General features: G+C 66.2%; 20 protein-coding genes. 8 read left to right on the top strand and 12 right to left on the bottom strand.

Going from position 1 to position 21,284, the window contains the following annotated elements:
• Window positions 1-145: 145 nt before the first annotated feature.
• Together M4J39_RS18990 and M4J39_RS18985 are read right to left on the bottom strand one after the other, a co-directional pair.
• Complete coding sequence (locus M4J39_RS18990; protein ID WP_251730057.1) at window positions 146-874, bottom strand: autoinducer binding domain-containing protein; 729 nt, start codon at window positions 872-874, stop codon at window positions 146-148.
• Between the two features lie 184 nt (window positions 875-1,058).
• Window positions 1,059-1,952 (bottom strand): LysR family transcriptional regulator, encoded by an 894-nt coding sequence (locus M4J39_RS18985; protein WP_251730056.1) that lies wholly within the window; start codon window positions 1,950-1,952, stop codon window positions 1,059-1,061.
• Window positions 1,953-2,146: 194 nt separating this feature from the next.
• Here M4J39_RS18985 and M4J39_RS18980 point away from each other — a divergent pair, with 194 nt between their 5' ends.
• From M4J39_RS18980 to M4J39_RS18965, 4 genes are all read left to right on the top strand, one after another.
• The gene (locus M4J39_RS18980; RefSeq protein ID WP_251730055.1) at window positions 2,147-2,899 is read left to right on the top strand and encodes an SDR family oxidoreductase; all 753 of its coding nucleotides are present in this window, start codon (window positions 2,147-2,149) and stop codon (window positions 2,897-2,899) included.
• An 80-nt stretch (window positions 2,900-2,979) separates the two neighbouring features.
• Window positions 2,980-3,378 (top strand): cupin domain-containing protein, encoded by a 399-nt coding sequence (locus tag M4J39_RS18975; protein WP_251730054.1) that lies wholly within the window; start codon window positions 2,980-2,982, stop codon window positions 3,376-3,378.
• On the top strand, window positions 3,379-3,825 hold the full coding sequence (locus M4J39_RS18970; protein ID WP_251730053.1) for a cyclophilin-like fold protein: 447 nt from the start codon (window positions 3,379-3,381) through the stop codon (window positions 3,823-3,825).
• A 247-nt stretch (window positions 3,826-4,072) separates the two neighbouring features.
• Window positions 4,073-5,359, top strand: coding sequence for a ferric reductase-like transmembrane domain-containing protein (locus M4J39_RS18965; RefSeq protein WP_251730052.1), 1,287 nt, complete (start codon window positions 4,073-4,075; stop codon window positions 5,357-5,359).
• 144 nt (window positions 5,360-5,503) lie between these two features.
• On the opposite strand, the gene M4J39_RS18960 is transcribed toward M4J39_RS18965, so the two are convergent.
• The 3 genes from M4J39_RS18960 to M4J39_RS18950 form a co-directional block, all read right to left on the bottom strand.
• Window positions 5,504-6,370 (bottom strand): universal stress protein, encoded by an 867-nt coding sequence (locus tag M4J39_RS18960; protein WP_251730051.1) that lies wholly within the window; start codon window positions 6,368-6,370, stop codon window positions 5,504-5,506.
• Between the two features lie 331 nt (window positions 6,371-6,701).
• The gene (locus tag M4J39_RS18955; RefSeq protein WP_251730050.1) at window positions 6,702-7,712 is read right to left on the bottom strand and encodes a sodium:calcium antiporter; all 1,011 of its coding nucleotides are present in this window, start codon (window positions 7,710-7,712) and stop codon (window positions 6,702-6,704) included.
• A 147-nt stretch (window positions 7,713-7,859) separates the two neighbouring features.
• Complete coding sequence (locus M4J39_RS18950; protein WP_251730049.1) at window positions 7,860-9,953, bottom strand: methyl-accepting chemotaxis protein; 2,094 nt, start codon at window positions 9,951-9,953, stop codon at window positions 7,860-7,862.
• A gap of 419 nt (window positions 9,954-10,372) precedes the next feature.
• On the opposite strand from M4J39_RS18950, the gene M4J39_RS18940 reads away from it, so the two are divergent.
• From M4J39_RS18940 to M4J39_RS18930, 3 genes are all read left to right on the top strand, one after another.
• The gene (locus M4J39_RS18940; RefSeq protein WP_256469814.1) at window positions 10,373-11,941 is read left to right on the top strand and encodes a methyl-accepting chemotaxis protein; all 1,569 of its coding nucleotides are present in this window, start codon (window positions 10,373-10,375) and stop codon (window positions 11,939-11,941) included.
• 83 nt (window positions 11,942-12,024) lie between these two features.
• Window positions 12,025-12,537, top strand: a complete 513-nt coding sequence (locus M4J39_RS18935) for a DUF1543 domain-containing protein (RefSeq protein ID WP_251730048.1) — start codon at window positions 12,025-12,027, stop codon at window positions 12,535-12,537.
• Between the two features lie 348 nt (window positions 12,538-12,885).
• The gene (locus M4J39_RS18930) at window positions 12,886-13,305 is read left to right on the top strand and encodes an SgcJ/EcaC family oxidoreductase (protein ID WP_251730047.1); all 420 of its coding nucleotides are present in this window, start codon (window positions 12,886-12,888) and stop codon (window positions 13,303-13,305) included.
• A gap of 22 nt (window positions 13,306-13,327) precedes the next feature.
• Here the strand turns inward: M4J39_RS18930 and M4J39_RS18925 are convergent, their stop codons facing one another.
• Both M4J39_RS18925 and M4J39_RS18920 read right to left on the bottom strand, forming a co-directional pair.
• Complete coding sequence (locus M4J39_RS18925; RefSeq protein WP_251730046.1) at window positions 13,328-14,164, bottom strand: DUF3626 domain-containing protein; 837 nt, start codon at window positions 14,162-14,164, stop codon at window positions 13,328-13,330.
• Between the two features lie 210 nt (window positions 14,165-14,374).
• A complete protein-coding gene (locus tag M4J39_RS18920; protein WP_251730045.1) occupies window positions 14,375-15,127 on the bottom strand; it encodes an SDR family oxidoreductase in 753 nt (250 codons plus the stop codon).
• Between the two features lie 397 nt (window positions 15,128-15,524).
• On the opposite strand from M4J39_RS18920, the gene M4J39_RS18915 reads away from it, so the two are divergent.
• Window positions 15,525-16,415 (top strand): AraC family transcriptional regulator, encoded by an 891-nt coding sequence (locus M4J39_RS18915; protein ID WP_251730044.1) that lies wholly within the window; start codon window positions 15,525-15,527, stop codon window positions 16,413-16,415.
• A gap of 10 nt (window positions 16,416-16,425) precedes the next feature.
• Here M4J39_RS18915 and M4J39_RS18910 read toward each other — a convergent pair whose 3' ends face one another.
• The 5 genes from M4J39_RS18910 to M4J39_RS18890 form a co-directional block, all read right to left on the bottom strand.
• Window positions 16,426-16,776 carry a type II toxin-antitoxin system PemK/MazF family toxin gene (locus M4J39_RS18910; protein ID WP_251730043.1) on the bottom strand — a complete coding sequence of 117 codons (351 nt, stop codon included), beginning with the start codon at window positions 16,774-16,776 and terminating at the stop codon, window positions 16,426-16,428.
• The gene (locus M4J39_RS18905) at window positions 16,773-16,997 is read right to left on the bottom strand and encodes an antitoxin MazE family protein (RefSeq protein WP_251730042.1); all 225 of its coding nucleotides are present in this window, start codon (window positions 16,995-16,997) and stop codon (window positions 16,773-16,775) included. Before M4J39_RS18905 ends, M4J39_RS18910 begins: the two co-directional genes overlap by 4 nt.
• A 69-nt stretch (window positions 16,998-17,066) precedes the next feature.
• The gene (locus M4J39_RS18900; protein WP_251730041.1) at window positions 17,067-18,350 is read right to left on the bottom strand and encodes a S1C family serine protease; all 1,284 of its coding nucleotides are present in this window, start codon (window positions 18,348-18,350) and stop codon (window positions 17,067-17,069) included.
• Window positions 18,351-18,451: 101 nt separating this feature from the next.
• Window positions 18,452-20,494 (bottom strand): serine protease, encoded by a 2,043-nt coding sequence (locus tag M4J39_RS18895; protein WP_251730040.1) that lies wholly within the window; start codon window positions 20,492-20,494, stop codon window positions 18,452-18,454.
• A gap of 78 nt (window positions 20,495-20,572) precedes the next feature.
• Entirely contained in the window at window positions 20,573-21,277 is a 705-nt protein-coding gene (locus tag M4J39_RS18890) for an RES family NAD+ phosphorylase (protein ID WP_251730039.1), read from the bottom strand.
• Window positions 21,278-21,284 lie beyond the last annotated feature (7 nt).

Genomic DNA, 21,284 nt, shown 5'->3' with positions numbered 1-21,284 from the left:
TGCGGTGTCGACAATAGCGGCGGAATCGCTCGTGGATACCACGGGAATCCGTGGTGCAACTTTGATGCGAGTTCTCGCAAATCGCATGAAATCAGTTATTTGGCGAGAATTGCGCGCAAAGGGACGCATCCGGATTGCCGACGATTTAAATCGAAATAGCGCCGATCTGCACCGCCCTCAGCACGGCGACCACCTTGTCGTTGCAGCGCAGCTTGCGGAAGATCTGCCTGAGATGGTCGTCGACGGTGTCCTCGCTGATGCCCATGATCTCGGCGATGTCGGCGCGCGTCTTGCCCGTCGCCGTCCAGCGCAGAACCTCCTTCTGCCGGGCCGACAGCTTCACCTCGGGGCGCTCCGGTTTGTGAACGAGCGCGGTGTAGACCAACTGGAACTGCCCGGCCATGGCGTAGAGCTGGCTGAGATGGTCGCGGCCGAAGGCATGCCGGCAGGAGCTGGCGAAACCGAAGCCGATGAGATTGCCGTAGCCGAGATGGATGGAGGCGGCGGCGCCCGATTTCAGGCCGGCGTCGGCGGCCTCGTTCATCAGCCGCGCCTCGTCCCTGGACAGCGGCTGCGACTTGCCCATCGACGCCCAGTCGAACACGCCGCTCTTCTCCCAGCCGACCCGATAGACGGGGTCGAAGGCCATGTAGTTGTTGCTGGTGTAGTGGTCGAGCCAGTCCTGGGGGTAGGTCGACAGCATGCCATGGCCGGCGATGTCGTTCTGGTGATGAACGTAGCTGAAGGCGAACATGTCGATGCCGAGGCGTGCGAGGTGATCGCCGAACACGGCGCTCAGCTCCCCCTGGTTCCGGCACCTGTTGGACGTCTCGATGAACGCCTGCAGCGTCTGGTAGCGGGACTGGACGAGCATGCCGGCTACCGCTCCAGCGACCGGAAGGGGGCGAAAACAACCATCTTGCAAAAGGACGCGGCGATCATGGCAAGGGCATCGGCTGACTGAAGCCCAGGGTACAGTCCATTGCTAAAAATACAGCCGTAAATGCACCTATTCACACGTTTATAGTTGCGAAGGGGAATGACCCCACCGAGCGACGTCAAGCCCTCCAGCGCAGGCGGTCGATCACCAGGCGCAGCGCCGAGCTGACCTGCCGCCGGCCGGAGTAGAACAGGTGGAAGCCGTCGAAGGGCGGGCACCAGTCGTCGAGCACACGGCGCAACGTACCCGCGGCGATGTCGGCGGTCACCTCGGTTTCCAGCACGAAGGCGATGCCGTGCCCGGCCCGCGCGGCGTCGAGGCAGAGGTCGCTGTCGTTGAAGATGAACGGCCCCGCCACCTTGCGGACGATCGCCTCGCCGTCCTTCTCGAACTCCCATTCATAGGGCGGCGCGTGCGGGCTGAAGCGAAGCGCCAGGCAGTCGTGATCGTCGAGATCGCACGGATGGCCGGGCAAGGGTCGCCCCCGGAAATAGGCCGGCGCGGCCACCGCCGCCATGCGCACCGGCGGCCCGATCCGCACCGACACCATGTCGGGCCCGACATATTCGCCAAGGCGCACGCCGGCGTCGAAGCGGTCCTCGGCGAGGTCGGTCAGGCGGCTCTCGACGCTGAGCTCGATCCGCACTTCCGGATAGTCGCACACGATCTGCGACAGCACCGGCCAGAGAAGGCCACGCGCCGCCGTGCGGCTCGCCGTCAGCCGCACCAGCCCGCGCGGCGTATCGCCCAGCTGCCGTAGTTCCTCGATCCGCGCATCGATCTGTCCGAAGCCCGGCCGCACCGCCGCCAAGAGCTTCTCGCCGGCATCGGTGGTCGTCACGTGGCGAGAGGTGCGGTTGAGAAGCTTCAGGCCGATGGACGCCTCCAGCCGGCGGATGGTGTGGCTGACCGCCGATTGCGAAATGCCCAGCCGCGCCGCCGCGCGGGTGAAGTTGCGATCTTCCGCCACCACCTGGAACACGGCCAGATCGCTCAGTTCCTCGCGCTTCATTCATGGACCTCCGTTCAACCACGCGAGATTAGCCCGAAACGCCGCAGGCGTCACGCCCGATGAATGAATATCATTCATACTTGCAATGGCCTGCCGGCCGATTGTCGCACCATGGGGCCACCCCTAGATTCCTGACCGACAAGCCGCCCGGTCCCGATGCCGGATAGCGGCCGAAGCCCCATCAGGAGAAGACCATGAACGGCAACATCAAGGACAAGGTCGTCATCATCACCGGCGCGTCGTCGGGCATCGGCGAGGCGACCGCCAAGCTTCTAGCCGAAAAGGGCGCCAAGGTGGTGCTCGGCGCCCGCCGCGAGGACAGGCTGAAGGCCATCGCCGGGGACATCGCCAAGGCCGGCGGCGAGGCGGCCTACCGGGTGTTGGACGTCATCAGCCAGGCCGACAACGACGCCATCGTCAAGCTGGCCAAGGATCGCTTCGGCAAGGTCGACGCCATCCTGTTGAACGCCGGCATCATGCCGGTGTCGCCGCTGTCGGCCATGAAGACCGAGGAATGGCACCAGATGGTCGACGTCAACATCAAGGGCGTGCTCAACGGCGTCGCCGCCGTGCTGCCGACCTTCACGGCGCAGAAGTCCGGCCACATCCTGGCGGTGTCGTCGGTCGCCGGTCTCAAGGCCTATCCGGGCACCGCCGTCTACGGCGGCACCAAGTGGTTCGTGCGCGACTTCATGGAAGTGCTGCGCATGGAGTCGGCCACGGAAGGCACCGGCATCCGCACGGCGACGCTCTATCCGGCCGCCATCAACACCGAGCTTCTGACGACGATCACCGACGAGGGCGCCGCTCAGGGCATGGAAGGCCTCTACGCCCAGTTCGGCATTTCGCCCGACCGCATCGCCAGCGTCGTCGCCTTCGCGCTCGACCTGCCGGCCGATACCACCGTCAACGAGTTCACCGTCGGGCCGGCCAGCCAGCCCTGGTGAACACAGGCATGGGCGGGCGTGACCCCGCCCCGCCCCACCCATCCGGCCGTCATCCGGCGACCGCCACGAAAGGAACGATCATGAAAATCTCCCGCGTCGGCACTGCCCCGTCCGGAAAGGGCCCGGCCGACTGGTTCACCGGCACCGTCCGGATCGACCCGCTGTTCGCCGCCGAAGAGCCCGGCCGCGTCACCGGCGCCACCGTCACCTTCGAGCCCGGCGCCCGCACCGCCTGGCACACCCACCCCGCCGGGCAGACGCTGATCGTCACCTCCGGCCTCGGCCGCGTCCAGCGCGAGGGGGGCCCCATCGAGGAAATCCGCCCCGGCGACGTCGTCTGGTTCCCGGCTGGCGAAAAGCACTGGCACGGCGCCGCCCCGGAGGTCGCCATGACCCATATCGCCATCCAGGAAGCGATCGACGGCTCCGCCGTGACCTGGATGGAGCACGTCAGCGACACCCAATACGCGCCGAAGTAAATGACGCCCCGCATCCTCCCGAAACTGGCGACCGCCGCGCTGGCGGCGATCATCGCCCTCGCCCCGGCCCATGCCCGGCAACAGCCCCCCGCCATGAAGATCAGGATCGTCACCGGAACCGAGGTCGCCCTCGGCGAACTCGACGACAGCGCCGCCGCCCGCGACTTCCTCGCCCTGCTGCCGCTGAAACTCACGCTCACCGACTACGCGGAGACCGAAAAGGTCGCCGACCTGCCGGTCAGGCTCACCACCGGAGGCAGCCCGCCCGGCATGGCGCCCACGGTCGGCGACATCACCTACTACGCGCCCTGGGGCAACCTGGCGATCTTCATCCGGGATTTCGGCCATTCGCGGGGCCTCGTGAAACTCGGCCGGATCACCTCCGGCCTGAGGCACATCGGACGCGCCGGCCCGGTACCCGTCACCATCGAACGCATGACCGACTGACGCGATGCACGGTTAAGCTGACACAGAACGCAGAATATAAATATAGATACGACAAAAAGCCAATCTTCGTATAGAATTCAAGTTTCAGCCCCACAACAAGTGGGCGCGCGACGACCCATTACACCTTTGTACACTTCGATACAGACTGCCGGAACAATCGACACTACATCTTGCTTCGTCGTGCGCACTGGACGTGCCGCACATAGATCATCCGATCCGGTGCGGACTTTGCCCTTCGGAGGCAGCGATGAGCAGGATTTCCGCCACCCTGGGGCTGTTCAACCTCGTGCTGCTCGCCCTCTTCGTCGTCAGCGTCGCCGGTCTGGCCAACGGGGTCGGCTCCGGCGGCGGCTTCACCCAGCTCACCGGCCTGCTGTCGCTCGGCATGATGGCTTTCGCGCTGATCCTCGCCACCCGCCCCCGCTGGATGGAACCGGGCATCGGCGGCCTCGACAAGATGTACCGGCTGCACAAGTGGCTGGGCATCGGCGCGCTCTTCGCCGCCCTCGTCCACTGGCTGATCCGGGGCGGCCACTATCGCCATGGCGCGCTCGGCTGGGCCGGCGGCGCCGACACGCTGTTCCCCGCCCTGGCCGGCCCGGCGCGCGGCCTCGCCGAACCGCTGCTGGTGGTGATGATCGTGATGGTCGCCGTGGCGCTCGCCCGGCTCGTGCCCTATTGCTTCTTCCGCCGCTGCCACGTGGCGATGGCGGGCCTGTTCGTTGTCTTCGCCTTTCACTCGCTGGTGCTGATGCGGCCGGCCCTCTGGCCGACGCCCTTCGGCTGGGCCACCCTGGCGCTGTCGGTCGCCGGCACGGTCGCCGCCATCGATCTGATCGTCCGCCGTTTTCGCGGCGCCCCCGGCAGCGAGGCGCGCGTCGTCGGCTCGCGCTACTTCCCGGAATTGAAGGCGCTGGAGATCGAGCTTGAGGTCGGCGCCGACTGGAAGGGCCACCGCGCCGGCCAGTTCGCCTTCGTCACCACCGACCCCAAGGAAGGCGCCCACCCCTTCACGCTGGCCACCGCATGGAACCCGGCCACCCGCCGCGTCGGCTTCATCGCCAAGGAGCTGGGCGACTACACCGCCGGCCTCCGCCGCGCCTTCCGCGACGGCGCCTGCGCCCGTATCGAAGGCCCCTACGGCCGCTTCACCTTCGACGACGACAAGCCGCGCCAGATCTGGATCGGCGCCGGCATCGGCATCACGCCCTTTATCGCCAAGCTGCGCGAGCGCGCCGGCAATCCCTCGGGCCCGACCGTCGACCTGTTCCACGCAACGCGCGCCGTGTCCGAGGACGCCCTCGCCCGACTCCGCGCCGACGCCAGGGACGCCGGCGTTCACCTGCACGTCCGGATCAGCGCCCGCGACGGCCGCCTCGACGCCCGCCAGATCATGGACGCCGTGCCCGACTGGAAGGCGGCCAGCGTCTGGTTCTGCGGCCCGGCCGATTTCGGCGACAGCCTGCGCAAGGATCTGGTGGCGGCCGGCCTGCCGCCCGCCAACTTCCACCAGGAACTGTTTGAAATGCGCTGATGGCCGGGACCCGACCATCGGCGCAAAGGCCGGGCGCTTCATCGCGATCGAAGCGAAGATCGACAAGATGATGCGTTGCAGACAACGGCTTGGGCCACCGATCTGACTCGGTCAGACGGAACAGCGGCTGCTCCAGCGGATACTCTAGTGATACAAAAACAGGAGACTGGAGGAGTTCTCCAGCACGGTGCGCGTACAGGAGCCGAAGATCTCGCGAATACCCCTGTGCCCATAGGCGCCCATCGCGATCATTCCGGCGCCCAAGGCTTCCGCGGTCCCGAGGATCGCCTCCGCCGGGCTTCCTGCTTGGCGGTCTCCCAGTCCAACTCCGTGCGTCTGCGTGGCGCCGTGCCGCCGCAGCAGGTCACAGGCGCGCGTAGCCGTCGCGACAGCGACATCCTTGGAGCTGTTGTCCACCGTGAGGACATGGATCTCCCGGTCCACGGCAAGCCCCAGCAAGGCGAACATGTGAAGGGTCCGCGAAGCCGCCGGGCTTCCATCGAAGGCAATGAGCACTGGCGCGGCCAGATCTTCACCCGGTTGCCCCCTCTTGGCTGGAGGCACCAGAATCACTGGCCGGGGCTCGCCTCGAATGACCTGATCGATGCAGAGCGGCATATCAAAAAGTTCCCCGCCCACATCGAACAGGCTGCCACGACCGACCACCACCAAGTCATGAACGGTCGCTTCAAACTCGATCTGGATGCGTGGGTCGCCGTCCACCTTCTTGGTGTCGAACGCAGTGAAGCCCTCCTCCTTTGCGCGCTCACCGAAGGCGGTCAGAACGGCGCTGACGCGATCGGACGCGGTCTTGAGCAGTTGCAGATCAAGCGCCCTCTTGTAGGCCATGCCGCCGATCGGAACCGGCTCGGGACGCTGGATCCATGCGGAGTTGACGATGCCCAGCCCTTCGACACGCGCGCCGTGGCGTTTGCCGAGTTCGAGCGCCACCAGCCCTGCCTCGACGCTGGAGTCGGATCCGTCGAGGGCAACGACGATGCTTCGTAGCATGATGCTCTCCGTGACCGGATGACGGGCTTTTCCGTGCATCGCAGCCAACCCGACAACGCGATCGCCGTCAATCGACTACAGGGCTATGGGCGCGCGGCTCCTCAGCTGCGGAACGCGTATCAAAGCGCAGGTGGCTGTTCGAAAACGCCGGTGGGTTCGGTCACGACGCGGACGTCATACGCGTTCCGCTTGATCCGGACTCATCCGGCTCAAGCGGGCGGCTCAAGCGGGTTTCGGCCTGACCGGCCGGCGCCCGGTCGGGCGCTTCCGCTTCCGTCAGGTTCCGCCCGAAAGGTCGAAACCCGACGGAAACGGTATCAAGCGTCCGGCCTCAATGACCATGCAGATAGACGGCATAGGAACTCAGCAGATAGACAACCAGAAGCGACAGGCTGACCCAGCCAATCCTGCCATGGAAGCGCGTCTCCGGCCGGTAGAGCAAAGCCACGATGAAAAGGCCGGACATGATCACCGCGCCGAGGGCCGTGAACGTGTGGGCGGGTGAAACGGATGCGAGCAGGGGCCCGCTCGTGTAGGCCATATCGTCGATCGCCAGGATCAGCACCGCGAAGAGATTGCTTCCCAGCAAGTTGCCGATCGCCATGTCGACCGCGCCAATACGGAGCGCGCCGATCGTCACCACCAGTTCGGGCAGCGAGGTGGTGCCGGCGATCAGCAGCGTACCCACGAAGGTGGTGCGCCAGCCCATCGTGTCGGCAATGTCCTGACCGATAAACGGCAGCCAGCTACCAGCGCCGCCGACGACGGCGGCAGCGACGGCATAGCGAATGATGGCGGCCTTGAGGGTGATCGTCGGCATGTCCTGGGCGATCGTTGGCTCGCGCCTGCTGCGCCTCTCGTAAACGAAGGCGGCGCGCATCGCGACGAGATACAGGACGACGAAGAATGGCGTGTAGATACCGACATGCAGGAGTTGAAAACCGGTGTTGTCGCCGCCGACCAGGACAAGCGCGCCAGCCGATCCGATCAGGATCACGCCGAAGCCGGCCGTCAGGATGTGGCCTTGGTCGATCCTCCGGTAGACCGGTTCGTCACGGCTCAATGCGTCCAGCACGACCAGCATCGCAAGGTTGAAGATGCAGCTTCCCAAAGCGTCGCCGACCGCGATGTTCGGGGCGTCGACCACGGTTACGGCACTGACGCCGGTGAACAGCTCCGGCAGCGACGTGGCGGTGGCAAGGAGGACCAAACCGATCCACGTACGCGACACGCCGGTCCGCTGGGAGATGATGTCACCATAGCGCGCCAGCGCCGGCCCGGCGAAGCCGATCAGGATGGCGCAAACACCAAACTGGAACCAGACCACAAGCATCGGTGTCATCTGGGGCCTGCCGTTGCAACCGGAACCAGGCCGGCCTTGGCTCGACCATTACGGTTGAGAGCCGCCGGTATAGATCGCGATGTCGCCCAGGTGGAACGCGATCACATCCTCGCTCACGAGGGTCATGATGTCCAGAGCACCCGCCGATCAGGCGGCGCGCACCGTGCCGAGGAACTTGTCGACCTCCAGCTGCAGCGTTTCCGCCTGCCGGCTGAGTTCGGACGCCGCCGACAGCACCTGCACCGAAGCGGTGCTGGATTCGCCGGCCGCCACCGTGACGCTGGTGATGCTTTCGGAAACGGAGGTGGTGCCGATCGACGCCTGCTGCACGTTGCGGGCGATTTCCGTCGTCGCCGCGCCCTGCCCGTCGACGGCTTCGGCGATCGAGGCGGCGATGTCGCTCATGGTTTCGATGGTGCCGCCGATGCCCTGGATGGCGGTGGCCGCTTCCGTGGTGGCGGCCTGGATGGCGGCGACCTGGGCGCCGATCTCGGCCGTCGCCTTGGCGGTCTGGTCGGCGAGCTGCTTCACCTCGGCGGCGACGACGGCAAAGCCCTTGCCGGCTTCGCCCGCCCGCGCCGCCTCGATGGTGGCGTTCAGCGCCAGAAGATTGGTCTGGCCGGCGATGGTGTTGATGAGGTCGACGACATTGCCGATCTTCTCGGCCGCCGCCGCCAGCCCTTGCACCTGCTGATTGGTGTGCTCGGCTTCCGAAACGGCGCGTGTGGCGATCTCGGCCGACTTGCCGACCTGACGGGAAATCTCCACCACCGACGACGACAGCTCCTCGGTCGCCGAGGCGACCGACGCCACATTGGCCGACGCCTGTTCCGAGGCCGCCGCCACGGTGGCCGACTGGCCCTGCGTGGCCTCGGCCGATGCGGTCAGCGACCTGGCCGACGCCTGAAGCTCGGTGGCCGCCGAGGCGACCATCTCGACGATGCCGCCCACCGCGTGGTCGAACCGGTCGGCGAGCGCATGCATGTCGGCCCGCCGCTGCTCGGCCGCGAGGCGGTCCTGGTCGGCCCGCTCGGCCCGCAGCCGCTCGGTCTCCAGCATGTTGTCGCGGAACACGGCCATGGTCTGGCCGAGAGCGCCGATTTCGTCGTGACGATCGGTATAGGGCGCTTCGGTCTCGAAACGGCCGTTGGCGAGCGCCATCATCCGGTCGCGGATCACGCCGAGCGGACGCACCACGCGACCCTGCACGAGAGCGACGACGGCGGCGGCGAACAGCAACGCGCCGATGAGGAAGGCGACCTGCATCCAGAAGGTGGCGAAGGCCTGGACGCGCTCTTCGGCGGCGTTGGCTTTCGCCGCTTCGATGGCCGCCGTGGCGATGCCGAGCAGCGCCTCGAGGCGCGGCTGGTTGCCCTTGCTCCAGTCGATCGGCTGCATGTCAACCTTGGTGCCGGCCATCACCTTGGCCAGAATGTCGGCCTGCTGTTCGATGACGCCGGACTTGAAGTATTCGCTGTCGGCCTTGGCCAGCGCATCGGCGAGGCCACGCGGCAGGTCCAGCCCGCCCACCTGGTCCTGGATGGTGGCCCAGGCCGCCCTGGCGGTGGCCATGTTGGAGAGATAGGTCTCGAACGCATCCGCGGACGCCCCCTTCGGGCCCAGCGCGCCGCCGGTAATGACGGACGCGTCGCCCGCCGCGTCGCGCAGCGCCCAGGCCTGGGTCTTGACGTCGAGCAGCCGATCGGTCCAGCCGTTGAGGAAGCGCACGTCGCGGGAGATGTCCGCCGACACTTCGCTCAGCCTGTCGATCATCGCCGAGGCGAGGTCGGAATAGGCGGCGCCGGCATCGGCCGGACGGTTGTCCTTCGGCAGACGGAAGGCTTCGGACGTCTTGGCCTGCGCCGCCTTGAGCGCGGCGGTCTCGGCCTCCAGCTTGCCGGCCAGCGTGTCGGCATTGGTGATGTTGGAAGCCCTCAGGAGCCCGATGGCCTCTTCGATGGCCGCCATCTCCAGCTTGCGCGCGTTCTCCGTACGCTCGATATAGGCCGCCGCCTCGCCGTCGGCCGCCGACAGGGCGCGCATGGTATTGCTGCGATCGACCCGAAGGTTCGGCAAGGCATCGAACATGGCGGCGGTAGCCCGCGCCACCGACTCGATCCGTTCGCTATCGGTCACATGCTTCCAGGACTTCCACGCCCCCAAGGAGAACTGAACCAGAATGACCCCGAGCAGAAGCCCGACAACTGCCTTCAGAATGAGATTGACCGACAGTCGGCTCATGGATGCCCCCGAAATTCTTCGAATGACGCATCATCAAGCCCAATCCCCTAATTCTCTATGAACACGAGTTCCACACAACTGACATAAACCAAGTCAATCCAATGACCTATCTCTTTCGACAACAAGGCCGCGCCACCCTAAAGCTTTAGAAAACAAGTAGAAACGGCAGTTTACTACAGGGGGTAAAATCAATCTCGGATTGCAATGCGCAGGAAGGAGCAACCAATGTAATCGCGGTCCATCATCCGGCTTAACAGGCTTTGCGAGTGTTTGCGCCACAGAACAATCAAAGAAAAAACTATACTTCTGAAGACAACAAAATGTTTTGTCTATGAAATTTGTTTATGCGCCTACGTTGTTCTCCACCCTCCGTTAACGCCTCCGCCAGCAGAATCGCCGTTCCTTTCTGGAGACTCTGCATGGCGACCACCTTCGCTTCGGCTACCATGGCCCCTTCCACCGCGCTTTCCTCCCCCGCCGGGCGACCGGCCCCGTCCACGTCAACCGATCTCGCCGCCGCCATGGCCGGCCTGTTCGAGACGAAGGAGCCCGACGGCCGGATCGCCGACCTCATCGCCGGGGGCGCCGACACCGTCACCCTCGCCGCCGCCATCGAAGCGCACATGGCCACCGCCCTGCCCGCCCTGATGCGCCGCTCGGCGCTGTCCTTCGGCCGGTCGAGCGCCGTCTCCGAACTCTGCCTCGCCTATGCCCGCGTGACCAAGGCGCTGGAGCGCGCCGAGGCCGAGCGCGCCCGCCGCGTCGAGACCGAGGCCCTGGAAGGCTGCTACACGCGCAACACCATCGGCCGCCTCGCCACCACCATTTCCGACGTCAACGCCATCGGCGTGGAGCTGTCGGGCCTGTCCTACAACATGGACGACCTGACCAAGTCGTCGCAGGCCATGGCCAGCTCCACTGCCGAGATGGTCGCCTCCATCGGCGAGATCTCCCGCGCCAGCCACGAGGCGCTGGGCGAGTCCCGCAACGCCTCCGACGCCGCCGCCCAGTCCGCCCATGCGGTGGAGAAGCTGCGCGGCGCCATGGGCAACATCAGCGCCACCACGCTGGACACCAAGACCAAGGTCACCGAGCTGGAAGCGGCCTTCGACCAGATCGCCGAGACGCTGAGCGTCATCGACACCATCGCCAGCCAGACCAACCTCTTGGCGCTCAACGCCACCATCGAGGCCGCCCGCGCCGGCGAGGCCGGCAAGGGCTTCGCCGTCGTCGCCTCCGAGGTGAAGGTGCTGGCCAACCAGACCGCCAGCGCCACCGAGAACATCAACGCCCGCATCGAGAGCATGCGCCACGTCATCGAGGGCATGACGGCGGCCATGGGCCACACCGACACCGCCGTCGGCACCGGCGAGACGGTGATCGACGAGGTGACGACCACCATGGGCATCATCGGCGACCGCGTCGGCGCCGTGCTGACGCGCATCGACTCCATCGCCGCCGTGCTGGAAGAGCAGCAGGCCGCCAGCGCCGAGATCGCCACCGCCGTCGATGCCGCCGCCTTCCTCGCCAGGCACAACCAGGACCTCCTCAAGCAGATGGCCGACAAGATCGAGGCCAGCAACAAGCGCAACACCGAGGAATCGACGCGCCTGTTCACCGACGCCACCAACCCGGCGCTGCTGCTCGAAATCGCCAAGATCGACCACGTTCTGTTCAAGAAGAAGGTCATCGACACGCTCTTGGGCTACGACAGCCTGCAAAGCGCCAAGCTGCCCGACCACCACTGCTGCCGTTTCGGCCTCTGGTACGACAAGGTGACCGACCCCAGGATCAAGGCCACCGCCGAGTTCCGCGCCATCGAGGCCCCGCACGCCCGCGTCCACCAGGAGGCGGTGGAAACGCTGAAGCTGTTCGAGGCCGGCCGCACCAAGGACGCCCTCGCCCACCTCGTCACGCTCAACGCCGCCGGCGACGAGGTGTTCAAGCGCCTCGGCGATCTGGGTCAGTCGGCCTTCGCCTGCGATTGAGGGGCGGAGCGGCCGCCTCTGCTGACACCCCCTGGCAAGCCCTGGGATGATACCGAAACCGTCATCATCCCAGGGAGATTGCCTTGAAACTCTTCATGTTCCAGCTGGGCGGAAACTTCCGCAACTCGAACGTCGAGTTGCACGACATCCGCTTCTCGGTCGGCGAAAAGCCCGAGGATTGCCATGCCGACCTCAGGGCGCAGTGGTGGGGCGATCAGGCCAAGCTGCATGTCGACTGCTGGGGCGCCGTCGAACAGGCCGACGGCCATGACGTCACGCTCGTGACCGACGCGCCCGAGCCCACGCCCAACCGCCTGTTCTTCGTCAACCTCGGCGGCTACGACCCGGCCGAGTTCACCGAGCTGCACAAGAACGTGCTGATCGTCGCCGAAGACGCCAACGCCGCCAAGGCCCGCGCGCTGGCAGAGGTGAAGACCTGGGCGCGCCCGCACAAGGACAACCTCTTCGAAGTCGACCAGACCGTCGACCTCTCGAACGCCCTCCGGCAATCCGGCGTCCATATCCGCCTGACCAAGGCGAGCGAGGAAAGGCCGTTCAGGTTCGTGGCGGACTACATCCGCATCGACGGGGCGTGAGGGAAGGCAACTCTGGCGACAGCCCTATAAGAGCCTCGCGCCCCTTTCGGCCCGAGGTCCTGCGCCTTCGCGCAGGATGACGGGATTATGTATTTGTTTTCATTCATATAATTTTGTCATCCTGCGCGAAGGCGCAGGACCTCAGGCCGAAAAGGGCGAGCCGCCAATATCACGCTGACGACCTCCACGCACCACGCCTGCCGGCTGGCGTACGGCGCCTGTCCGTGCTATCTCCCTCCCATGGACAACCGCCGCGCCCCCGCCCTGTCGATTATTCGCGCCATCGAGTGACGGTGGGCGCTGCGACTTGTCCTTTTGCAAGCAACCCGCCCGCGAGGCGGGTTTTTCATGCCGTCTCCGGGCCAGAACTGGAAGACGACCATGTCCGACCACGACCTGAAACAGCTGATCGAAGCGGCCGACCAGGCGATCACCGCCGAGGACTTCGACGCGCTGATGGACTTCTACGCCGAGGACGCCGCGCTGGTGGTCAAGCCCGGCATGGTGGCCACCGGCAAGACCGCCATCCGCAAGGCCTTCGTGGCGATCGCCGCCCATTTCAAGAACACCATGAAGGTCCGCCAGGGCCGCATGGAAGTGATCGAGGGCGCCGACACCGCCCTGGTGCTGATGGAAACGCTGCTCGACATCGACGGCCAGCCCGACCCCATCGTCCGCCGCGCCACCTACGTCTTCCGCAAGTCGGACGCCGGCCGCTGGCTCTGCGCCGTCGACAACTCCTATGGCACCACGCTGCTGGATGGCTGACGGACCGCTCGGCGGAGATCCCCTACTCCGCCGGGCTGCCGAACCGTGCCACGCAGTGCCAGACGCGCTTCAGCGACTGCCAGTCGGCGCGGCCGTCGCGGCGGGCGAGGGCGATGTCGCGCGGGGTCAGGATGCCGTCGTTCATCAGCGCCGCCGCGAGGTCGGCAAATTCCTGGCCGCGATAGGCGACGCAGTCGGCCACGCGCGCCGCCGGCATGCGGAAGCCGGCGTGCCACTCCACCGGGCAGGCGAGCGTTGCGGCGGCGGCCTCGATCTCCGTGCCCCGATAGCAGGCGTCGAGCACCAACGCCTCGACGTCCTCGCCGAGGGTGAGCGGCCCGTGGACGTGCGCCTCGACATAGTCGTCCAGCACGTCGGTCGACGCCCGCTGCCGCTCGGCCAGCGCGACGAGCCCCATGCGGTCGGCGACGCCGAAATGAGCGGGGCTGTAGCAGCTGTCGGGATAGCAGAAGGTCGTCCGCTCCAGCACATGCGGCCGCAGGCGGAGGTGGGCCGAGCCGAAGCGCGGCGATCCGCCGGTCATCCGGCCCCAAAGGTTGAGCGCCCCGTATTTCGGCCGCAACGCCGGATCGGCCCCGTCATAGGCGCCACCGAAAATGTCCTGCTCCCACTGCCAGCGCTCGCCACCGGGATGGGCCGTCAGCCCGCCGTTGCTGATGCCGGTCTCGAACTGCGACCGATAGACGCACTCCTGCGCCAGCGTCTCGATCACCCACCGCCCCTGATGCAGCGCATCGGGGTGGAAGTTGATGGTGACGGCGGCGGGCTGGGGCAGCGGCCCGCCCTGCGACCTGTCGCGGACATGGGCGAGAGCGGCGGCGATGGGTGAAATCAGCATCCCTCACCGGCCTTGGCGCGAGCCGGCAAAGCTGAATTTCTCCTCCCGAACACCCTGGCGGCCGGGTTCAGCCCGAAGGCCTGCCGGCCGAAACTCTTCTCGATGTTGGGCATGGTCTCCTCCGTCGGCGAGTTAATCCTCGCGCGACGGAAGAGGCAAGGCGCCTTGGCGCCCCGCCCTCTCCGATCCGGGCGTCGGCCGAAGCCGGCCTCAGATCACCTGTCCGCCCGACACCTCGATCCTCTGCGCGGTGACCCAGCGGTTGTCCTCGCCCAAGAGGCTGGCGATCATCGGGCCAACGTCGTCGGGTAGGCCGACGCGTCCCAGCGCGATCATGTTGGCGAAGGCCTCGTTGTATTCCGGCGTGTCGCGCACCGCGCCGCCCAGGAAATCGGTGGCAATCGCCCCGGGCGCCACGCAGTTGGCGGTGATGCCGCGCGCCCCGAGTTCCCTGGCGAGATAGACCGTCAGCACCTCGATCGCCCCCTTGGCGGCCGAATAGGCCGAGAAGCCGGGGTAGGAGACGCGCGTCAGCCCCGAGGAATAGGTGACGATGCGGCCGCCGTCGGCAATGAGCGGCAACAGCGCCTGCGTCAGGAAGAACACGCCCTTCACATGCACGGTGAACAGGCCGTCGAACTGCGCCTCGGTGGTCTCCGCGAAGGCCGCCATCTCGCCATGGCCGGCGTTGTGAACGAGGTGGTCTAGATGATCGCGCGCCCAGACATCCTTGAGCGTGGCGCCAAGCGTCTCGGCGAAGGCGGCGAAACTGCCGATATCGCTGACGTCGAGCTGCAGCGCCACCGCCTTGCGGCCGAGGGCGGTGATCTGAAACACCAGTTCGTCCGCCTGCGCCTTGTTGCCGCGATAGGTGACGATCACGTCGCCGCCGCGGCGAGCGATGCTGGTGGCGACGTTGCGGCCGAGGCCGCGGTTGGCGCCGGTGATGAGAGCGATGGTCATGGGTCGTCTCCTTGGTTGGTTGACGACGCGATCATTGCCCGATCCGCTCACGCGCGGTTGCCCGATGCTGGCCGCTTTTTGCCCGATCCTCCATAGATGGCGTCATGGCGGAGAACGAAGGCGGGGAACACGCCGGGGCGCCCTATATGAACGCCTCGCTAGATCCTGCCCAATGTCCTGCGCCTTCGCGCAGGATGACGGAACTATATAATAAAAACATATACATAATCTATCATCCTGCGCGAAGGCGCAGGACCTCAGGCAGAAATGGGCGCAACGAGAATATCGGCGCCCCGTTCGACAACGCGCCCGCCGCCTTTGCCTAAACCTTGCATCTCCTTGCCTGTTTCTCCGCACCCTCTTGCGCGCGACGGCCTGTCGCACCTACCTTTCCGCCATGACCGAAACGCTGCTCTCCGCCGTCCGCCGCCACGCCGCCGTCCATGCCGACGCCTCGGGCATCGCGCCGACGCCGATCCCCGGCCTTTCGGTCGTCCGCGCCACCATGCCCAGCGCGCTGCAGTTCGCCATCAACCGCCCGCTGGTGGCGCTGGTGCTGCAGGGCGGCAAGCGGGTGACCACCGGCCCGGAAACGCTCGATTTCGGCGCCGGCGCCTCGCTGCTGATCTCGGCCGACGTGCCCACCGTCAGCCAGATCACCGAGGCCAGCCCCGCCGCGCCCTATTTCTCGCTGGTGCTGGAGCTCGACCTCGGCCTCGTCGAGGCGCTCGCGGTGGAGATGGCGGCCGTGCCGTCGCCGCCCGGCCCGGCCGTCCGGGTGGAGCCGACCGACGCCGAGGTGGCCGACGCCGCGCTCCGCCTGATGCACCTTCTCGACCGGCCCGCCGCCCTGCCCGTGCTCGGCCCCCAGCTCCTGCGCGAGATGCACTACTGGCTGCTGGCCGGCCGGCACGGCGGCGCCATGCGCGGCCTCGGCGTCAAGGGCAGCCACGCAGAGCGCATCTCCCGCGCCATCGCTGTGCTGCGCACCGACTTCGCCGCGCCCATCCGGGTGGAGCGGCTCGCCGACGTCGCCGGCCTCAGCCCCTCGGCCTTCCACCAGCATTTCAAGGCGATCACTTCGCTGTCGCCCTTGCAGTTCCAGAAGCAGCTGCGCCTCATCGAGGCCCGGCGACTGATGCTCTCCGAAGGCCGAAGCGCCAGCCTCGCCGCCTACGAGGTGGGCTACGAAAGCGTACAGCAGTTCACCCGCGAGTATGGCCGCCTGTTCGGCCTGCCGCCCGGCCGCGACATCAAGGCCTCGCGCGAGCGATCGGTGGCGGCGTAAGGGAACGAGGTCAGCCGCCGGTCTTACCTCGGGGCCCCGCCAATCCCAAGAACACCAGCATGGCCCGGTTGAGGCGCAGGATGTCCTCGTCGGCGAGCCGGCCGATCCGCTCGCCGAGTTTGGATTTCGGAACAGTGGTGATCTTGTCGACCATCAGGCGCGACGCAAGGCGCAAGCCGTTGCCCTCATCGGCCTCGACGAGCAGCCGAAACAGCGGCGCTTCGGTCGTATCGGATGTAAAGGCGCAGATGGTGACCGAGGCCGTTCCATCGAAGCTGTCGTCCTGAACGATCACCACCGGCCAGGGCTTGCCCGCATAGTCCTGCCCGCCGGAAGCGGTCCAGATGTCGCCGCGCCTCATTCCTCGCCCCAATCGCTCACGGCGTCGATAAAGGCCTGATCCGCCGCCGCCTGGGTGCTGTCCGCGACCGCTTGCGACTGGCGATGTGCCTCTGCCTTGAAGGACGGCGACCGAACGTCCGGCACCCAGATTTGGATCGGGCGCAACCCTTGGGCCCGCAGACGGGCGCGATGCTCGCCGACCTTCACGCGCGATGGCTTGGGGTTGGATGTGGAGGACATGCCGTCGTCCCTCTAGAGGTTACATGTAACCTTACCACATTCGGCCGGTTTGCCAAGAACTCGCCGCCGCTACTCCGTCACCTCGCAGATCACCTGAGCGCTAAACTTGCGGGCGATCTCGGCCACGTCGGGGGTCTTCATCTCCTCGCCCGGCGGCTCCACGGAATAGCGGACCCCGTGTTCGTCGAGGAAGTCGCGCGCCTCGCTGGCCTTGATGGCGAAGTTGACGTTCTGGATCACCTCGATGTCGTCCTCGTCGCCGGAATCGTAGCTCTGGATGTTGGCCTTGGCGACGACGACGCCGACGACGCGGCCCGACTGGTCGACCACGGCGCCACCGCTGTTGCCGCTCTGCACCGGCGCCGAGATCTGCATCTGCGTTTCGTCGTCGCCGGCCCCGGCCAGCGACGCCACGAGACCGGTGGCGAGGTTGCCGGTCTTAGACAGGAAGTCGGTGAGGGGGTAGCCGAACACCACGACGGTGTCGCCGAGGCGGATCGGCGGCGCGCCACGGAAGGTGCCGAAGGCCGGGTTGCCCTTGGCGGTCTTCAGGAGGGCGAGATCGCCCGTCTCGTCGCGCGCCACGATGGTGGCCGGCTCCAGCACGCCGCCGTCGCGCCGCACCTCGGCATCGCCGCAGCCTTCCACCACATGGGCGTTGGTGATGAGATAGCCGTCGCCATTGACGAAGAAGGCGGTGCCGGAGGAATAGCTCGTCTCCTCGTTCTTGCCGCCGTCGTCGGGACGGGTGGCCGACCTGTCGTCGTCTTTGCGCTCCGGCTTGGCGTCGGCCTGGTCATCCCGCTCGATCTCCTCGAGCGAGATGGAACCGTCTTCGACGGCCTCGATGCATTCGCGCATCCTGGCGAGCCCGCGCCGGGTGCCGGCGAGATTGTACTTGCCGTAATCCTTCTTGCCGATCTTGAGGTGAAGCGTGCCGGAGCCGGCGAAATCCTCGACGGCCTCCTCCGTCACCCCCTCGACGGCGACGCCCTTGTAGTCGTTGACCCTGACGCCGACGCCTTCGCCCGTCCAGATGCTGCGGTCGTATTCGGTGACGACCTCGTAGTCCCGGCCTTTCCTGTAGGACCAGGACGTGTTGCCGAACATGAAGAAATGCGTGAGCTCGCCGTCGCTGTTGTCGCCGCCGACCTCGATGACGGTGTCGTCCTCGTAGATCATGTGCATCACGCAGGACTTGCGGGTCGTGTTGACCGACACCGTCCACTTGCCGTCGTCGTCGTAGACCTTGTCGCTGGTGTAGTGGTCCTCGCCGAAGGCCGCGGCCGGCCCGGCGAGCAGAACGAGAAGACAGGCGGAACGGCAGAGGACGGACGGCGAACACACGGCCATGGCGCACCCGGAAATTTGGACCTTCGCAAGTTCAACAGGAACTGCCCCGAAGGCACAAGGGGAGGCCCGCCCGGTCACCAGAATTACCAGTGGCGGCCCTCCTACTCCTGCGCCTCGCAGATCACCTGGGCGGTGAAGGCGCGCGCGATATCCGCCACGTCGGGCGTCTTCAGCTCCTCGCCCGGCGGCTCCGTCTCGTAAGCGACGCCCATGTGGTCGAGGAAGGTCTTGGCCACGTCGGCCTTGATGGCGAAGTTGGCGTTCTGGATCACCTCGACATAGTCGTCGTCGATGGTCGTCGTGTTCGACTTGGCGACGACGACGCCGACGACATGGCCGGACTGATCGACCACCGGGCCACCGCTGTTGCCGCTCTGAACGGGGGCCGAGATCTGCATCTCCGCCTCGTTGTCCTCGACACCGGCCAGCGAGGCCACGAGCCCGGTCGAGAGGTTTCCGCTCCTCGACAGATAGCCCGACAGGGGATAGCCGAACACCACCACGGATTCACCCAGGCGGATCGGCGGCCCGCCACGGAAGGTGGCGACGGCGGGGCTTCGCCCGCGCATTTTCAGAAGGGCGAGGTCATGGTCTCTCTCCCGCGCGACGATGAGGGCTGGCTCGGTTCGCCCTTCGAACCGCAGCCTGGCGTTGCCGCAGCCCTCGACCACATGGGCGTTGGTCAGCAGGTAGCCGGCCTCGTCGACGAAGAAGCCGGAACCGCTCACCACGACGGGCTCCTTGCCCTTACCGGGTAGCGGCCCGCCGTCGTCCCTGCCGTGCGGCGCATCATCGGGCCGGGTTTCGTCCTCTTTCGGTGTGGGAGCCGGCACCGAAGGAGACGGAATGTCCGCCCTCTCTCCCCCGCTGATCTCCGCCAGCGAAATGCGTCCGTCATCCACCGCCGCGATGCACTCGCGCAACTTGGCAATGCCCGCCCGGCTGCCGCTGAGGTCGAACACGCCGTGTTCGCGACTGCCGATCTTCAGGCCGAGGGTCTTCGCAGCAGCAAACTCATCGACGGCCTCCGCATGGACGCCCTCGAGAGCAACACCATTCTGCCCGGTGAGCACCACGCCAACCCCATCGCCAGCCCACGTGCTGTGTCCATCGTAGTCGACGGTCACCTCATAGTCTTTCCCCTGCTCGTACTCCCATGACGCCTTGGAGAACAAGAAGAAGTAGGCCAGCTTGTCATTACGACGGTCGCCGCCGACCGTGATTTCGGCATCGCCCGCAAAGGTGGCAGCCATGGAACAGGATTTTCGGGCTCGCGTGACCCAAATCCACCAGTTGCCTTCCTTGGCGTATATCCTGTCACTGGCGTAATAGTCTTCGCCGAGCGCGGTGGATTCCGGGATGGATTCCTTGCCGTTTCCAAAGGACGAGCCATCCTCGGCGCCGCCGGGCAATGCATCGCCGTGTTGGACGTCTCCCTCTTTCGGTGTCGGGGTCGGCCAGGCGACGTTTTCTCCATTCCCCCCGGCAATTGCTGCCAGCGAGATGTCGATGATGTTCATCGCCGCGATGCATTGACGCATCTTGGCAAGAGCCTTTCGACTGCCAGCCAGAGAAAAATTGCCGAGGTCGCGATCGTTGACTGTCAGGTTGAGGTATTTCGCATCGGCGATTTCATTGATGACTTTTACGTCGACGCCTTGAATGCCGACGCCACTGTGATCACCGAACGTCAAACTAAAGCCATTGCCGACCCATCGGCTGCGCTGATCGTACTTGATGGTGACGACGACTTTTTCGTAGTTCCTGTATGTCCCGGGCGGCGTATCGAACAGGAAGAAGTAACTCATCGTGCCGCTACGTTGGTCGCCGCCAACCTGGAAGCCGGCTTCGCTCTTGGAGCCGCTAGCCATGAAGCAGGATTTTCGGGCCAAATTGACCGAAATCCTCCAGTTGCCCTCAGAGGCATATGGCATGTCGTGGCGGTAATATTCTTCCTCGGAAGCCGAGGCGGAGCCGGACAACAAGGCCAGGAACAGGGCGAGCCATGCACTGCGGCTCAAGATAGACATCAAGGACACAGCCATACCGCACCCGCCGAGAGAGCTGGATGTGAGCGCCAGCCGCGCCTGACCGGAAGTCCCGCAATCCGCCCCTCGGCTGCGACAAACCAGTCCCCTGATCATATCGTGAGAGTTGCAAAAGACAGATTAAACGGCCAACCCGTCCACAGCTTGCAATCCATGGTTCGAGCGCTGGCGCCTTCAAACAACCTCGAACACCGCGTTCGCCCCGTCCGCCTCGTAGCGCTTGACGAAATCCACCCGCGCGCCGTTCCAGTGGTAGCAGTAGTGCGCGCCCTGAACGGGGATGGGGATCACGTTCGGCCAGAAGATGCCGATGCACCAGCCGCCGGCCCGCCGCACGCTCGGGTAGACCACGCCGTCGCTGCCGGCGGCGCGCAACTGCCGCCCCAGGGCTTGCGAAGCGCTGTAGTCGTCGGGGTCGAGCGCGCCGGGGACAGTGCCGACGTCGTCGAGATCGGCATCCACCGCCCCCACCAGCACGCGGAAATCCGCCGTCCAGCCCGGCGCTTCGCGCGTCGCCGCCATGAAGCGCTGGTGGTGGTGGATGGTCTCGGCGATCGCCACGTCCTCGCTGTCGCCGGCGTAGTAGAGGCCATAGCTGCCGTCGGTGAAGCGGCCGGGGCGGAGCGGCGATGAGTGGACGAAGGGCGCCATCAGATAGCTGGCGCCGGCGCCGCCGACGCGCCGATGCTTCGGCACCTTGGCAAGGTCGCCGATCACACCGCGCACACGCGGATTGGTCTTCTCCTCGACGGCGGCGAGCGCCTCCCAGTCGCGCGGGTCGGCGATATCCTCGAACAGGTCGATCGGCGGATGGATGGAGCGGATGATGCGGTAGGTCCTCGGCCACGTCACCCGCCGCCGAACCACACCAGCAATCATCCTGGCC

The organism is Pleomorphomonas sp. NRK KF1 (assembly GCF_023721755.1).
GTDB lineage: Bacteria > Pseudomonadota > Alphaproteobacteria > Rhizobiales > Pleomorphomonadaceae > Pleomorphomonas.
The sequence above is the reverse complement of the archived record's forward strand: the minus strand, read 5'-3'. Positions and strand labels throughout refer to the sequence as shown.

Coding starts and splice junctions, on each gene's coding strand:
- M4J39_RS18905 (WP_251730042.1), bottom strand. CDS start 16,997: ATGTCCTCCACATCCAACCCCAAGCCATCGCGCGTGAAGGTCGGCGAG.
- M4J39_RS18930 (WP_251730047.1), top strand. CDS start 12,886: ATGCCGTCTCCGGGCCAGAACTGGAAGACGACCATGTCCGACCACGAC.
- M4J39_RS18970 (WP_251730053.1), top strand. CDS start 3,379: ATGACGCCCCGCATCCTCCCGAAACTGGCGACCGCCGCGCTGGCGGCG.
- M4J39_RS18980 (WP_251730055.1), top strand. CDS start 2,147: ATGAACGGCAACATCAAGGACAAGGTCGTCATCATCACCGGCGCGTCG.
- M4J39_RS18920 (WP_251730045.1), bottom strand. CDS start 15,127: ATGACCATCGCTCTCATCACCGGCGCCAACCGCGGCCTCGGCCGCAAC.
- M4J39_RS18955 (WP_251730050.1), bottom strand. CDS start 7,712: ATGACACCGATGCTTGTGGTCTGGTTCCAGTTTGGTGTTTGCGCCATC.
- M4J39_RS18960 (WP_251730051.1), bottom strand. CDS start 6,370: ATGCTACGAAGCATCGTCGTTGCCCTCGACGGATCCGACTCCAGCGTC.
- M4J39_RS18900 (WP_251730041.1), bottom strand. CDS start 18,350: ATGGCCGTGTGTTCGCCGTCCGTCCTCTGCCGTTCCGCCTGTCTTCTC.
- M4J39_RS18965 (WP_251730052.1), top strand. CDS start 4,073: ATGAGCAGGATTTCCGCCACCCTGGGGCTGTTCAACCTCGTGCTGCTC.
- M4J39_RS18915 (WP_251730044.1), top strand. CDS start 15,525: ATGACCGAAACGCTGCTCTCCGCCGTCCGCCGCCACGCCGCCGTCCAT.
- M4J39_RS18890 (WP_251730039.1), bottom strand. CDS start 21,277: ATGATTGCTGGTGTGGTTCGGCGGCGGGTGACGTGGCCGAGGACCTAC.
- M4J39_RS18910 (WP_251730043.1), bottom strand. CDS start 16,776: ATGAGGCGCGGCGACATCTGGACCGCTTCCGGCGGGCAGGACTATGCG.
- M4J39_RS18940 (WP_256469814.1), top strand. CDS start 10,373: ATGGCGACCACCTTCGCTTCGGCTACCATGGCCCCTTCCACCGCGCTT.
- M4J39_RS18950 (WP_251730049.1), bottom strand. CDS start 9,953: ATGAGCCGACTGTCGGTCAATCTCATTCTGAAGGCAGTTGTCGGGCTT.
- M4J39_RS18975 (WP_251730054.1), top strand. CDS start 2,980: ATGAAAATCTCCCGCGTCGGCACTGCCCCGTCCGGAAAGGGCCCGGCC.
- M4J39_RS18895 (WP_251730040.1), bottom strand. CDS start 20,494: ATGATCAGGGGACTGGTTTGTCGCAGCCGAGGGGCGGATTGCGGGACT.
- M4J39_RS18925 (WP_251730046.1), bottom strand. CDS start 14,164: ATGCTGATTTCACCCATCGCCGCCGCTCTCGCCCATGTCCGCGACAGG.
- M4J39_RS18985 (WP_251730056.1), bottom strand. CDS start 1,952: ATGAAGCGCGAGGAACTGAGCGATCTGGCCGTGTTCCAGGTGGTGGCG.
- M4J39_RS18990 (WP_251730057.1), bottom strand. CDS start 874: ATGCTCGTCCAGTCCCGCTACCAGACGCTGCAGGCGTTCATCGAGACG.